We start from the raw sequence: 15,281 nt of genomic DNA on the forward strand, positions 1-15,281 counted from the left end.
TTTTTTATCAGTTTGCGAAAATACACATTTTTAAGAAATTACAGAAACAGAACTGCTTTATTTTGATTTTTAATGCAAAGTTTAACTAAAAAAGGAAATTTTGACCGTATTTTTAAGTAAAAAACAAATGGCATAAGTATTGTGCATTTTTAGATTATTATAATATGCCACACGTTTTCAGCGCATATTATAAAAAATCCTTTTAACGATAAAAAACGAAAATGACAATTTGTCATTCGATTGACTATGATAGAATTTGAAGATATTAGTTTAGAAGAAATGATCAGCGATGGATTTGATATCGTAGCTGAAGAAATCAATCTTTCCGACTTCGCAGAGACTGATAAAAATTCCGAACAGAAAATATTCCCGATACTTCCCGTAAGAAATATGGTTATGTTCCCTAATGTAGTAATTCCTATTACTGCAGGGAGAAAAAACTCTATACAGCTTCTTGAGGAAGCACAGAAGAACGGGGATTTTATTGGAATTGTAAGCCAGAAAAATTCGGATATGGAACAACCTTCCGAAAAAGATATTTACACTACCGGTACATTGGCCAAGATCATTAAGATCATCAAGCTTCCGGAAGGCAATATTACTGCTATCACTAAAGGTTTTCACCGATTCAAGATTAAAAAAATCATTGAAAACCAACCTTATTTCCGAGCAGAAATATCAAAATTAAAAGATACACATCCTAAAAACCAAGACGAATACGAGGCATTACTGGAAAACATCAAAGATCTTGCTTTAAAAATCATTGAACTGGATCCGAATATTCCTAATGCTGCAAATTTCGCGATCAAAAACATTACTAATAATGATGATCTACTGAATTTCATCTGTACGAATGCTAATTTTTCTTCGATAGCAAAGCAAAAGCTTCTTGAAGAGAAAAACTTGATGACAAGAGCGAATCAGTGCTACGAAATGATGCATGAGGATTTCAGAAAACTCGAACTGAGAAGTCAGATTCACCAAAAAACCTCAAAAGATCTTGACAAACAACAGAGAGAATATTTTCTGAACCAACAGATCAGAACCATCCAGGAAGAATTGGGTGGTGGACCTGAAAGTGATGTAGAAGATCTTATTGCTAAGGCTAAGACCAAAAAATGGAGCAAGGAAGTAGAGGAACATTTCCAGAAGGAAATCGGCAGACTGCAGCGTCAGAATCCTAATTCTCCGGACTATAATGTACAGAGAAATTATCTGGATTTCTTTACAGATCTTCCTTGGGAAACTTATACGAAAGATGTTTTTGATATCGCCAAGGCTGAAAAAGTTCTTGACAAAGCTCACTTTGGGCTGGAAGACATTAAGAAAAGAATTCTGGAGCACATGGCTGTATTAAAGCTAAAAAACAATATGAAATCTCCTATCTTGTTATTGGTAGGGCCTCCGGGGGTTGGTAAAACCTCTTTAGGGAAATCTATTGCTGATGCTTTAGGAAGAAAATATGTAAGATTATCTTTAGGTGGTCTTCATGACGAGAGTGAAATCCGTGGCCATAGAAAAACGTATATAGGCGCTATGGCGGGAAGAATTTTGCAGTCGATCAAAAAATCCGGCACTTCAAATCCGGTCATTGTTCTTGATGAGATTGATAAAATAGGGCAAGGTCTTCACGGAGACCCAAGCTCAGCACTGCTAGAAGTTCTTGATCCTGAACAAAATAAGTCTTTTTACGACAATTTCCTTGAGATGGGTTATGATCTTTCAAAAGTAATGTTCATTGCTACAGCAAACTCACTTTCAACGATACAGACTCCTCTTTTAGACAGAACGGAGATTATTCAGATTGCCGGTTATACTTTGGAGGAAAAGATTGAGATTGCCAAAAGACATTTAATCAAGAAACAACAGGACGAAAATGGTCTGGATGCAAAATCATTCAAACTTGGAAATGCAGAACTTAAACATATCGTAGAAGCACATACTTCTGAAAGCGGTGTAAGAACACTGGAGAAAAGAATTGCTGCCGTTGCAAGATGGGTAGCATTACAGACTGCTCTGGTAAAAGAATATGATCCAAAAATTTCAGTGGAAAAAGTAGATGAAATTCTTGGGGTTCCAAGACCGAAAATGCTATCCGAAATCACTGGAGTTCCGGGTGTAGTAACAGGTCTTGCATGGACAAGTGTAGGTGGAGATATTCTTTATATTGAAAGTATTTTAAGCAATGGGAAAGGATCTTTGACGATGACCGGAAATCTTGGAACGGTGATGAAAGAGTCTGCCACTATCGCTCTTGAATATATTAAAGCCAAGCATGATGAACTTGGAATTCCTCAGGAAGACCTGGACAAGAAAAACATTCACGTTCATGTTCCTGAAGGAGCAACTCCTAAGGACGGACCATCTGCAGGTATTGCAATGCTAACGTCAATGGTATCTTCATTCAAAAACAAGAAGGTCAAACCTCACCTTGCCATGACTGGAGAAATTACTTTAAGAGGAAAAGTACTTCCTGTAGGGGGAATAAAAGAAAAACTTCTTGCTGCAACAAGAGCAGGAATCAAAGACGTAATCCTTTGTGAAGCCAACAGAAAAGATGTGGAAGAGATCAAAAAAGATTATTTAAAAGATCTTAAAGTACATTATGTAAGCAGAATGGAAGAAGTGATCGACATTGCTATTGAAGAATAAAACAACTTATAACATATTAACTTCTCAATAAGGAAACACGTTCTGATATTCAGGGCGTGTTTCTGTTTTTATACATAAAAAGCTTAGTTTTGCTTACCGGGTGGAATAAAATTTGCTGAACACTAGATAATTCCGAAGAATTGAATAAAAATTTTTCAATTCAGAAGGGTTTCCTTAATTTTATTCCACACCGCATATTTATAGATTATGAATTTTCTTAGACTTCCTTTCCTTGTCAAGCTTACGCTTGTGGTGATTTCCATCATTGGCCTTGGCTATCTTTTGGCATTAGGACAGAGTATTTTAGCTCCTTTTTTCCTTGCTTTCCTGATGGCTATGCTGTTTTTACCGGCTGCAACTTTTATGGAAAGAAAATTAAGATTCCCAAGATCAATGTCTACAATGACCTCGGTATTCATTATGCTGATCATTTTAGGCGGAATCATTTATTTCTTTACCAATCAGCTCTCTGATTTTAGCAAGGATCTTCCCCACCTTAAAGAACAGTTCACAACTGTTTTTAATGGTTTGCAGCACTGGGTCTCCAAAACATTTAATGTGAAGGTGGATGAACAGGTAGATTATATCAACCAGGGATTGAATAAACTCTTATCTTCTTCAGGAATGATTTTAGGTTTTACTTTTGGTATATTCTCAACAGGATTTGGGTTTATTATATTTTTCACCCTGTTTTTTATCTTTATTTTAAATTACAGAAGGCTTTTAAATAATTTTATCGTTACTGTTTTTAACGAAAGACATAAAGCGAGTGTACAGGAGGCCGTAAGTGAGATTCGTGTTATGACCAAGAAATATATCTTCGGACTTTTTCTACAGGTGATTATCGTATCTACTCTTACATCAATCCTTCTTACAATTCTGGGAGTGAAATATGCTATACTTTTAGGTGTTCTGACAGGATTACTAAACGTCATTCCATATCTGGGAATTTTTATTTCTCTTTTAATTTCCTGTTTTATTGCATTTGCCACTTCAACTCCTTCTACATGTATTTATGTTGCATTGGGTTATATTGCGATTCATGCAGTTGACGGAAATATTGTTCTTCCATTTGTGGTTGGATCCAAAGTGAAGATCAATGCTTTATTTTCATTTATTGGTATTCTTTTAGGAGAACATCTTTGGGGAATTGCAGGAATGTTCCTGTGTATTCCAGCCATTGCGATTATAAAAATCATCTGTGAAAGAGTGGAAGATCTCAAACCTTGGGGAAGATTACTCGGGGAAGAACAGAAACCTCATAAAAAGAAAAAGAGTTATAAGATATCCAAGAATATTACGCTGAAGGAAATGGACTGATCATGAATAATGAGTAATAAGTAATGGGTTATAGGCAATGGATAATAATTGATATAACTCTAACTTTGAATATATAGAATAAAAAAGACTGCCTTTTTCAAGACAGTCTTTTTTATTTATTAAGGAAGAGCACAATATGGGCTCATTCCGTTTGGACAGGTTTCTGTACATAGAATATAACCTTGAATATCCGGGCAGTATCCATAATCCGGTGGCGGCGGCGTTCCTCCTCCTCCTAAGCAAGGATCTCCTGGTGGAATTTTACATGGACATCCTATCGGTCCTATATCGCATTTTCCAATTCCACCTCCCCCTTGGATTTCTCTTAAATCCGTACGGTTTAATTTTTTTAGATTTTTTAACATGACTTTATTAGTTTTTGTTTGTACCCCGAAGATATAGAATTAAAATTATACAAAAACACTAATTAACGTACATTAACAATTGATTTTATATTTTATGCTAATCCAGAGACAGAATATCCTATTTTTATTTTACATTTGATATAAAATCATCAATCATGAAAATAATAAAATTCATTTTATGCTTACTTTTCGGGCTTATGTTTATTAATGCCGGATTAAACAAGTTTTTTAATTATATGCCAATGGAGAAACCTACTCCTGAGCAGATGAAACTTTTCGCTGCTTTTGGAGAAATCAGCTGGTTGATGCCATTAGTGGGGATCGTAGAAGTCATTGGCGGATTATTATTTATCTTTCCAAAAACAAGAGCATTGGGAGCTATTGTTATTTTACCTGTCATGGTAGGAATCGTTACCCATGTATTCACTATGGACAAATCTCCAATGGGAATGGGCATTGCCGGGGTGATGTTCCTGATCAACCTTTGGATACTTATTGACAACAAAGAGAAATATAAACATTTAGTTTCATAAGGTGACAGATAATAGGTTGCAGGTCTCATTGCCTACAACCTATTATCTTCTTTCTGTTACCTGTTCCCTGTTCCCTACACAAAAGCACTAAAGCCTGTAATGGAGCGTCCTACAATCAATGAATTGATTTCTTTTGTTCCTTCATAGGAATAAATAGCTTCTGCATCAGCAACAAATCTGGCTACGTCGTACTCCAGCAGAATTCCATTGCCTCCAAGTACTTCTCTTGCTCTGGAAACAATATCTCTTGTTCTGAGGGTACAGAAAACTTTAGCTAAAGAAGCGTGTTCATCTTTTAAAATTCCTTCATCCTGCATTTCAGATAATCTGAATACCATAGTCTGCATCGCAGTAAGATTTGACAGCATTTCTACCAGATGCCCCTGAATCATTTGGAATGAAGCAATAGGCCTTCCGAACTGTTCTCTTTTTCGGGTATAATCCAGAGCACTTTCGTAAGCTCCACGTGCACAACCTGTGGCCATCCATGCCACTCCTGCTCTGGTCATTCTCAGTACTTTTCCTGTATCTTTAAAGGAATTGGCATTCTGCAAACGGTTTTCTTCGGTTACCAAACAGTCTTTTAAAGTGATCAACCCGTTCTGAACAATTCTTAAAGCCATTTTCCCTTTTATTTTTTCTACGGAATATCCCGGATTGTCTTTTTCTACAATAAATCCTTTCACTTCCCCACTGTCCAGGTCTCTTGCCCAAATAATGATCAGATCAGCAAAAGTAGCATTCCCGATCCACTTTTTCTGTCCGTTAAGAACCCAGCCTTCTGGTGTTTTTTTACAGGTTACGGTAAGTCCGCCTGCTGCTCCGGAACCTACTTCCGGTTCTGTCAACCCGAAAGCTCCTATTTTTTCAAATTTCTGCATCTGTGGAAGCCATTTTTGCTTCTGTTCTTCAGATCCGCAGATATAAATAGAACCCATTGCCAATCCAGATTGTACTCCGAAGAATGTAGCAATGGAAGCATCCACTCTTGCCATTTCCATCGCAATAACACCCTCCATCAGGAAAGGCATTCCGGGACAGCCATACCCTTCATAGGTAACACCGCAGATATCCAGTTTCTGAAATTTCGGGATCAATTCAAAAGGAAATTCGTCCCTTAGCCAGTAATGGTTCACCAGAGGTTTGACTTCTTTTTCCATGAATGCTCTTACTTTCAGCTGAATTTCGCGTTGTTCAGGAGTAAGGGTATGGTAGATATCATAAAAATCTCCATCAATAGGAGGAAGTTCTTTCTTTTTCTTTTCCGGATCAAGCATTTTCATAAGCCCGGAAAGCTGTTTATCATCCAGTTTTGAAAAATTATGCATCAGTTTTGGCAGATCTACTTTTTGAGAAATGGCACTTAGCTGATCAAAATCTATGGATGTGAATAGTCCTATTGCGTTTCTGATTTTGGAAAAGGTATTTGACATAATGATAGATTGTAGTTTTGGTTTGTAAAAGATAAGCAAAAATTGCTCCGAAAGTAGTGGCCAGAGCTCAATACTATTTTACAAAACACTTAATTTCAACCAATTAAAACATCATATTTTATTTACAAACTATTTACTTTTGATTTTCAAGCGTTACAAAAGATCCTGGCTGAACTTTGACTTCAGGAAAACAATAAAAATCAACGCTATGAAAACCACTTACATTAAATTATCTCTATCCGCTGTTCTTTTACTAGGCATTTATTCATGTAAAAAAGGAGAAGTTTCTTCTACAGATCTTGAAGCCTATGCTACTACAGATTCAGCAGCGGCTGTTATATCAGACAGCATCTCATCGGTTGCAGATATGAAAGTAAAAGACAAACAGTTTATTAAAACGGCAGATGTGAGTATGGAAGTAAAAGATGTATACAATGCAACCATCGCTATTGAAAAATCGGTACAGGAGCTTGGAGGATTTGTCACCAATAGTAATCTTCAAAGTAATGTGGTTTCTGAAAACACCTACAATACGTCTAATGAAGAGGCTATGCTGGTAAAAAAATATCAGACTGAAAACAGAATGCAGGTACGCATTCCTACAGAAAAGCTCGGTGAACTTTTAACAGCAATCAATACCAATAAATTATTTCTTAATTCAAGATCCATTAATGCAGAAGACGTAACGGCCAATATCAAATATTCTGAACTGGAAGGAAAAAGAAATCAAAAAACTTCTGAGAATATCAGTAAACTTAAAACAAATAAAGATAAAGTAACGCTGGACAATGAAAATATGTCCGAAGGGAATCTTCAAAAGCTGCAAAGTATGAATATGACAGATGACCTGAAATACAGCACCATAGACATCTACATCAAAGAACCTCAATTGCGTATTGCTGAAATTGCTGTTACCAACACAACAAGCATTGACAATAAGTATAAATATAATTTTATCTATGATGCTAAAGATGGTTTTGTATACGGATTCTATCTGATTCAGAGAATCATAGTGGCTCTCATCAATGTATGGCCTCTTTTGTTAATTGCTGCTGCAGTCATCTATTTTTTAAGAAAAAGAAAAATTTCAAAACCTGGACATTCAAAAATTCAGGAATAAAAAAGCTATCCTAACCAATTGGTTATCATCATAATTTTAGATTTTACGGCCTCCTGTTTTCGGGAGGTTTTTATTTTTTTTGAAAAAAACTGTAACGATTGTAACTCCTGTTTTACCTACTGATTAAAAGAACAGAAAATCAAAAAAATTAATACCATGAAAAATTTAATAAAACTTGGATTCGCAGCATTATTATCAATGAGCACCATGACCACAAAAGCACAGGATACAAACACCGGAAAAGACAACAGCCTGCTTTGGGAAGTCTCAGGGAACGGCCTCACTAAACCATCTTACATTACCGGAACTTTTCATATCTTATGCAGTAAAGATTTTGAGATTAAACATAAGGTATTGAAAGCTCTTGAGAAATCTGACAACTTTGTCATGGAAATCAATTATACAGATCCTGCTGAAATGATGTCACTGCAAAAAATGTTTCAGACCGATAAAAAAATATCTGATCAGCTTTCTCCCGAAGAAGCTAAAGAATTGAATACGATTCTCGCTAATTACGGAACTGATCTGAAAAGTGTTGACTCTTCAAGTCCTCAGTCACTTTATGCTCTGCTTTCCACCAAAGCAATTCCTTGTCCAAAGACTGAAATAAAGCTTTACGAAATGGAACTTCTGCAGAAAGCAATAAAAGACAAGAAAAGCATCAAAGGACTGGAAAAAGTGGATGATCAGATGAAAGCCATTACCAAAGCCTATGATCTGAAAAGCACCATTGCCCAACTGAAAATGGATAAGGAATATGAAATATTGTTCAGACAGATGATTGAGGCTTTTAAAAATGAAAACGCACAGTCACTTTATACTCTTTTCAAGGATGAAAGATTTATGAATGCTCAACAGGAAAAAGCAATGTTGACCGACAGAAATCAAAACTGGGTAAAAGTAATGCCGGAAATGATGAAAAAAGAAGGTTCCTTCTTTGCAGTCGGTGGGTCTCATCTTATGGGCAAAAACGGAATTATTCCTCTTCTTCAGGCAAAAGGTTACACCGTAAAACCAGTATCAAGTTTATAATCCTAACCAAACCATGAAACGACTGTGAGTAATCCAACTGAAACTGCTTTTTTAAAGCTTGTCAACCAGCACAAAGGGATTTTATATAAAGCCTCGCGGATCTATGCAGATTCTGTAGAAGACCGGGAAGACCTGCAGCAGGAAATTCTTATCCAGCTTTGGAAATCCTATCAGAATTTCAAAGGGAACAGTGAATTTTCTACCTGGATGTACCGGGTTGCCATCAATACCGCAATTACATATTTAAAAAAGGAAAAAAAGAGATCTAATAATCATGCAGATACTCCCTCCCATTTTGAAGTACAGCAGGAAGATTATAATCCAACAAAGGACAAGCAATTGGAAATTTTTTACAATGCCGTTCAGGAACTGAATTCCTTAGAAAAAGCTGTCATATTTTATTTCATGGAAGGGATGTCACATAAAGAAATTGGAAATAATTTAGGACTCAGTGAAGGCAATGCCCGCGTAAAACTCAACAGAACAAAAGAAAAAATACAGCAAATCATAAAAAAATCAGGCTATGAATTTTGATCAATTAAAAGAACAGTGGAATAAAGAAGACAGCGATGTCAATATTCCCGACACCATACAGCAATTAAAAGAAAGTAAACATCCTATAGAAAAGATTCAGAAAAATATGAAAAGAGAGTTTCCGATGCAGATTCTTGCTATTATTCTCATTGCTTTTTTTCCTCTTCAGTTTAAATTTCCATCTTCACAGTACATTATTTACTATATATCTTATACCATGATGGTGGTTATTTCATCTTACTATCTGTTAGGATTTTATAAATTCTACAAGCAGACAGAACTCTACACCGGAAACACCAAAAACAGCCTTTGGAAGATATACCATGAACTGCGCCTGAATATGGAACGATACCAGTCTTTTGGTTTTTTATTGCTTCCTCACTTTTTAGTAACAATAGGACTGGCGATTTATAACATGATGGAAAAACATGGAAAATCATTAACAGAACTAACCTCTTCTCAACAACAGGGATTAATCATCGCTGTACTGCTAGGGACTTTGGGAGTCATTATTAGTATCGTTCTATGGACAAAATATATCTATGGAGGAAGCGCTAAAAAATTAGAAAATATTCTGAACGAAATGGATGAATAAAATCTTAAATCCTTATCATAAAACACTTTTTATAAAGCCTCAGATGAACTCTGAGGTTTTGTTCTTTAAAAAAATGTTATTTATCGTCTTCAAATTTATCTGAGGTTTTATTTTTCCGTAAATTTGCAAATCAGAAATAAATGATTATGGATTGTCAGTTATTTTTCATCCGATACATCATTTTCTGAAAGATAAAAATTCTGCAATATGCTATCAAAAATAAATCCAACACAAACTAACAGCTGGAAAGCACTTGACGAACACTTCGGGGGAAATGATTTTGATCTTAGAACCCTTTTCCAATACAATCCGAACCGCTTTAACGAGTTTTCCCTGCAAAAAGACAACTACCTTTTTGACTATTCTAAAAACTTAATTGATTCAAGAACAAAGGATCTTTTATTACAGTTGGCCGAAGAAAGCCAGCTAAAAGATGCTATTTCAAGAATGTTCTCTGGTGATAAAATCAATGAAACAGAAGGAAGAGCTGTACTGCACACGGCATTAAGAGATTTTTCCGATCGTGAGATTCTTGTAGATGGGGAAAACATTAAGCCACAGATCAAAAGAGTTCTTGAGCATATGAAATCATTTTCTGAAAAAGTGATTTCAGGAGAGCATAAAGGTTTCAGTGGAAAAGAGATTACAGATGTGGTAAACATTGGAATTGGAGGATCAGATTTGGGTCCTGTAATGGTTTGTTCTGCTTTAAAGCATTTTAAAACAAGATTAAACGCTCACTTTGTTTCCAATGTGGACGGAAATCATATCGCAGAAGTGGTAAAGAATTTAAATCCTGAAACCACTTTATTCATCATTGCTTCCAAAACATTTACCACTCAGGAAACAATGACGAATGCCAACTCTGCTAAAGACTGGTTCCTTAAAGCTGGAAAACAGGAAGATGTAGCAAAGCACTTTGTAGCTTTATCTACTAATATTGAAGAAGTTAAAAAGTTTGGAATTGCAGAAGAAAATATTTTCGAGTTCTGGGATTGGGTAGGCGGAAGATACTCTCTTTGGAGTGCTATCGGACTAAGTATTGTTCTTTCTGTAGGATATGAAAACTTCGAACAGCTTCTAAGGGGTGCTTTTGATACAGACCAACACTTCCAAACAGCAGATTTCTCGGAAAACGTTCCTGTATTAATGGGACTTTTAGGAATCTGGTACCGTAATTTCTATGCAGCCACTACTTATGCCATCCTACCGTATTCTCAATATCTGGATAGGTTTGCAGCTTATCTTCAACAGGGAGATATGGAAAGTAACGGAAAATGTGTGGACAGAAACGGAGAGTTTGTAGAATACGAAACCGGACCGATTATCTGGGGAGAGCCGGGTACAAACGGACAGCACGCATTCTATCAGTTAATCCACCAGGGAACAGAATTGATTCCGGCAGACTTTATTGCTTATACAAAAAGTCCGAACAAAGTTTCGGATCATCAGGATAAATTATTAGCGAACTTTTTCGCTCAGACTGAAGCACTTGCCTTCGGAAAACTGGAAGAAGAAGTAGAAGAAGAACTTAGAAATTCAGGAAAATCTGATGAAGAAATAGACAGACTGCTTAATTTCAAAGTCTTTCACGGAAACACTCCAACTAACTCCATATTATTCAAAGAATTAACTCCTTTTTCATTAGGACAGCTGATTGCTTTATATGAACACAAAATTTTCGTTCAGGGAGTAATCTGGAATATTTTCAGCTTTGACCAGTTTGGAGTGGAATTAGGAAAAGTATTAGCCAATAAAATCCTTCCTGAATTGGAGAACAATGAAGCAATAAGCTCTCATGATAGTTCTACCAATGGATTGATCAATTACTATAAAGAAAATAAATAGCAGATGTCTGCATTAAGATCATATTATTATAAACTACCTCCCGGTTTTAGACTTTTAGGAAGAAAAATTTTTTATTTTCCTATAGATCTTTATGAAGGAATCATTGGAAAAAGGGCTAAAAATGAGCCTAAAAAGGGAGATATTTATGTAGGGGGCAGTGATTTTATTCCCCATGGGATCCGACAGATGAATGCATTGAAAAAATACATTTCACTCGGCAATACAGATCATGTATTGGATATCGGATGCGGAATTGGGAGAACCGCTGTAGCTTTAACCGGATTTATTGACAAAGGAACTTATGATGGGTTTGATGCTGTTGCCAAAGGAATTTCCTGGTGTGATAAGCACATTCACAGCAAGTATCCTAATTTCAATTTTAAATTCACCCCAATCTATAATGATTTGTATAATACTTTCAGTCAAAAGGCTGAGAATTTTACATTTCCTTATGAAAATGCTCTGTTTGATAAAGCTTTTCTGTTCTCGGTTTTTACTCACATGCAAATCCCCGAGATTAAACAGTATTTGAAAGAAATAAGCAGGGTCTTAAAAAATGACGGACAATGCTTAGCCACATTTTTTCTCTATGATGATGATAAAACTGAAGCGGGCAGCATGCATTTTCCTCATCAATATGAAGGCTATAAATTAATGGATGATCAGGTAACTGCGGCAAACATTGCTGTAAGTATACCATTACTGAATCAAATGGCTAATGAAGCCGGACTGAAAGTAACCACAATAAAAGGAGGTTTCTGGAGAAATGATGTAAAGAAAGAAGGGGCTGATGAATTTCAGGATATCGTTGTATTCAATAAAATCTAAATAAAAGTAAAAAAGTAAAAATGGCAGAAATTCTTGACGGACTTAAAGTATCCAAAGAAATTAAAGCAGAGATCAAGGTTGAAGTAGAAAAGATTCTCGCAAGCAAAAGAAGAGCACCGCATTTGGTTGCTATTCTTGTAGGAAATAATGGAGCAAGCAAAGCTTACGTAAATGCTAAAGTGAAAGACTGTGAGGAAGTAGGATTTCAATCCAGCTTAGTCAAATTTCCAAGTACAGTTTCGGAATCTGAACTATTGGAAAAAATTGATGAACTTAATAAATCTAAAGCAGTAGACGGATTTATCGTTCAGTTGCCTCTACCAGACCAGATTGATCAGGAAAAAATTATCAATGCAATTGATCCAAGAAAAGACGTGGATGGTTTCCACCCTGAAAACTTCGGAAAAATGGCGCTTGAGATGGATACTTTCTTACCAGCAACTCCTTTCGGTATTTTAACATTATTGGAAAGATATAATATTGAAACCAAAGGAAAAGACTGTGTAATTATCGGAAGAAGTAAAATTGTAGGAAGACCAATGAGTATTCTGATGGGAAGAAAAGATTTCCCCGGAAACTCTACTGTTACCCTTACACACTCATACACGAAAGATATCGAAGAATATACGAGAAAAGCAGATATCGTAATTACCGCTTTGGGAGATCCTCATTTCTTAAAAGGAAATATGATCAAAGAAGGAGCAGTAATTGTTGACGTAGGTATTACAAGAGTAGATAATGACTCTCCAAAAGGATATTACCTTGCAGGTGACGTAGATTTTGACAGCTGTGCAGAAAAAGCAAGCTGGATTACTCCGGTACCTGGAGGAGTAGGCCCAATGACAAGAGCAATGTTGATGAAAAATACCATCATTGCTTATAAAACTTCGGTCTATAACGACTAATTTTAAAATGAATAAAGAAGAAGATATTTTATTAAAAGAAGGTAAAATGCTCCCTGTAATGGAGCATTTTTACACTTTACAGGGAGAAGGAGCTCACACCGGGAAAGCCGCTTATTTTATCAGGCTGGGAGGTTGTGATGTGGGATGTCACTGGTGTGATGTAAAAGAAAGCTGGGATCCGAACCTCCATCCTCTGATGAATGCAGTAGAAATTGCAGAAATGGCTGCGAAGCATTGTAAAACAATTGTACTGACGGGTGGTGAACCCCTTATGTGGAATTTAGACATACTGACTTCCAGGCTGAAAGAGCTGGGATGCACAGTGCATATCGAAACTTCAGGAGCTTATCCCATGAGCGGACAGCTGGACTGGATCACTCTTTCACCAAAGAAAACAGGACTGCCTAAAGAAGAAATTTATCAAAAAGCCCATGAGCTTAAAGTAATTATCTTCAACCAGCATGACTTTACGTTTGCACAGGAACAGGCTGCAAAAGTTTCGGAAAACTGTAAGCTTTATCTTCAAAGTGAATGGAGCAAGAGAAATGACATGTATCCTAAGATCACAGACTTCATTCTGGAACACCCGGAATGGCAGGCTTCAGTTCAGACTCACAAATATCTGAATATACCGTAAAAAAGCTTAAATTAGCGTGTCTTACCGTTAGAATACCGATAGATGCAGAGAATTCGATACTCCAGATACCTGAAATCGATCATTATGTTGCTTGACCTCATGGTTATTGCATCTATCTTCATATTCTTTTTTATAAGCAGAAACGAAAGTTTAAAATACAATAAAGAAACCTGGTATCAGAATACTTTTTCTCTGATTCTGTTGTTTTTGTTCTGGGTGCTTCTAAGTGGTAGGACAAAAATCTACAATATCCCGAGAAACCTTACCTATACATTGTTTCTTGAACGCCTTTTAATCCATTTTCTCTTTTTTATACTTGGCGTACTGCTTATAGGAAAGGTAAGTAACAATGTTTTTTTCAATTCAGATATCTATTGGCTTTCGCTTTATCTATTTATTTTCATCTTCCTAGCAAAATCACTGATCTATTTCGCAATCAAATATTTACGATCACTGGGAGCCAACTACAGGAATGTAATGTTTTTAGGAGACCATTTGTCTACGGAGATCTTGAAGAATATCTTCATAGACCGTAAAGATTATGGATACAGGATATTTGAATACGAAAGCTCTGATATCAACATCGATGAACTGGTTGCTTTCTGGAAGAAAAACGGGATTCATACCTTATTTTTGTCTATGGAGAATTCATATGATGAACGTCTTGAAAATGAAATTTTCAAGTTGGCAGAGGATAATAAAATTCATATTTCACTCATTCCAAGTATCACACAAAGCGATTTTTTCCTGTATGATCTTGGTTATATACAAACCCAGCCGGTGCTTAACCAGGCAAGATATTCACTGGATTATTACTCTAATTTTTTGATGAAAAGAACTTTTGATATTTTCTTTTCGATTATTATACTGGTTTTAATCTGCTCCTGGGTATTCCCGATTATTGCAATTTTTATTAAGACAACATCCAAAGGCCCTGTATTTTTCCTTCAGAAAAGATATGGTTTCCATGAAGAAGTATTTAATTGTTTTAAATTCAGGACAATGGTTGTGAATGATGAGTCTACTACCAAAACAACATCGGTAAATGATTCCAGAATTACCAAAGTGGGCAAATTTTTAAGAAAAACCAGCCTTGATGAACTTCCACAGTTTATTAATGTATTAAAAGGTGAAATGTCTGTAGTAGGGCCGCGTCCTCATATGCTTTCTGTAGATAATTATTATAAACCAAAAATCGGGAGATACAGCTTAAGAAGTATGGTAAGTCCTGGTATCACAGGATTGGCACAGGTAAACGGACTGCGTGGTGACTTCGGAGATGTGGAAGTAGAAATGAAAAAAAGATTTCTGGCAGACGCTTTCTATGTAAGAAACTGGAGTTTTGTACTTGACCTGGTTATTATTTTAAAAACCGTTTTACTGGTTATAGGCGGAGACAAAAATGCCAAATAATTTTAACACAAAACTAAGCTTTAGTCTTATTTTCGACTCTAGCCCAATTCAATAAAAAAGTCTAAT

The 15,281-nt window shown here is 36.0% G+C and carries 14 protein-coding genes; 12 read left to right on the forward strand and 2 right to left on the reverse strand.

Features of this window, described 5'->3' with window-relative positions:
• Positions 1-246 precede the first annotated feature (246 nt).
• A complete protein-coding gene (gene lon, locus LKL37_RS20425) occupies positions 247-2,652 on the forward strand; it encodes an endopeptidase La (RefSeq protein ID WP_431612269.1) in 2,406 nt (801 codons plus the stop codon).
• 207 nt (positions 2,653-2,859) lie between these two features.
• A complete protein-coding gene (locus tag LKL37_RS20430) occupies positions 2,860-3,972 on the forward strand; it encodes an AI-2E family transporter (protein ID WP_431612270.1) in 1,113 nt (370 codons plus the stop codon).
• A 119-nt stretch (positions 3,973-4,091) separates the two neighbouring features.
• Here the strand turns inward: LKL37_RS20430 and LKL37_RS20435 are convergent, their stop codons facing one another.
• Positions 4,092-4,337: a bacteriocin-like protein gene (locus LKL37_RS20435; protein ID WP_431612271.1), complete on the reverse strand. Its 246-nt coding sequence runs from the start codon at positions 4,335-4,337 to the stop codon at positions 4,092-4,094.
• 155 nt (positions 4,338-4,492) lie between these two features.
• On the opposite strand from LKL37_RS20435, the gene LKL37_RS20440 reads away from it, so the two are divergent.
• The gene (locus LKL37_RS20440; protein ID WP_431612272.1) at positions 4,493-4,870 is read left to right on the forward strand and encodes a DoxX family protein; all 378 of its coding nucleotides are present in this window, start codon (positions 4,493-4,495) and stop codon (positions 4,868-4,870) included.
• A gap of 74 nt (positions 4,871-4,944) precedes the next feature.
• Here the strand turns inward: LKL37_RS20440 and LKL37_RS20445 are convergent, their stop codons facing one another.
• The gene (locus LKL37_RS20445) at positions 4,945-6,303 is read right to left on the reverse strand and encodes an acyl-CoA dehydrogenase family protein (protein ID WP_431612273.1); all 1,359 of its coding nucleotides are present in this window, start codon (positions 6,301-6,303) and stop codon (positions 4,945-4,947) included.
• Between the two features lie 208 nt (positions 6,304-6,511).
• Here LKL37_RS20445 and LKL37_RS20450 point away from each other — a divergent pair, with 208 nt between their 5' ends.
• The 9 genes from LKL37_RS20450 (at position 6,512) to LKL37_RS20490 (ending at position 15,215) form a co-directional block, all read left to right on the forward strand.
• Positions 6,512-7,423 (forward strand): DUF4349 domain-containing protein, encoded by a 912-nt coding sequence (locus LKL37_RS20450; protein ID WP_431612274.1) that lies wholly within the window; start codon positions 6,512-6,514, stop codon positions 7,421-7,423.
• A 156-nt stretch (positions 7,424-7,579) separates the two neighbouring features.
• Entirely contained in the window at positions 7,580-8,455 is an 876-nt protein-coding gene (locus LKL37_RS20455) for a TraB/GumN family protein (protein ID WP_431612275.1), read from the forward strand.
• A 24-nt stretch (positions 8,456-8,479) separates the two neighbouring features.
• On the forward strand, positions 8,480-8,989 hold the full coding sequence (locus tag LKL37_RS20460) for an RNA polymerase sigma factor (RefSeq protein WP_431612276.1): 510 nt from the start codon (positions 8,480-8,482) through the stop codon (positions 8,987-8,989).
• Positions 8,979-9,584, forward strand: a complete 606-nt coding sequence (locus LKL37_RS20465; protein ID WP_431612277.1) for a hypothetical protein — start codon at positions 8,979-8,981, stop codon at positions 9,582-9,584. Before LKL37_RS20460 ends, LKL37_RS20465 begins: the two co-directional genes overlap by 11 nt.
• Positions 9,585-9,791: 207 nt before the next feature.
• Positions 9,792-11,432 carry a glucose-6-phosphate isomerase gene (gene pgi / locus LKL37_RS20470; protein WP_431612278.1) on the forward strand — a complete coding sequence of 547 codons (1,641 nt, stop codon included), beginning with the start codon at positions 9,792-9,794 and terminating at the stop codon, positions 11,430-11,432.
• Positions 11,433-11,435: 3 nt separating this feature from the next.
• Positions 11,436-12,260: a class I SAM-dependent methyltransferase gene (locus tag LKL37_RS20475; RefSeq protein ID WP_105703504.1), complete on the forward strand. Its 825-nt coding sequence runs from the start codon at positions 11,436-11,438 to the stop codon at positions 12,258-12,260.
• Positions 12,261-12,280: 20 nt separating this feature from the next.
• A complete protein-coding gene (locus tag LKL37_RS20480; protein WP_105703505.1) occupies positions 12,281-13,165 on the forward strand; it encodes a bifunctional 5,10-methylenetetrahydrofolate dehydrogenase/5,10-methenyltetrahydrofolate cyclohydrolase in 885 nt (294 codons plus the stop codon).
• A gap of 7 nt (positions 13,166-13,172) precedes the next feature.
• Complete coding sequence (locus LKL37_RS20485; protein WP_431612279.1) at positions 13,173-13,802, forward strand: 7-carboxy-7-deazaguanine synthase QueE; 630 nt, start codon at positions 13,173-13,175, stop codon at positions 13,800-13,802.
• A 42-nt stretch (positions 13,803-13,844) separates the two neighbouring features.
• Entirely contained in the window at positions 13,845-15,215 is a 1,371-nt protein-coding gene (locus LKL37_RS20490; RefSeq protein ID WP_431612280.1) for an exopolysaccharide biosynthesis polyprenyl glycosylphosphotransferase, read from the forward strand.
• Positions 15,216-15,281 lie beyond the last annotated feature (66 nt).

This window comes from Chryseobacterium sp. 'Rf worker isolate 10', from assembly GCF_050753305.1.
Lineage (GTDB): Bacteria > Bacteroidota > Bacteroidia > Flavobacteriales > Weeksellaceae > Chryseobacterium.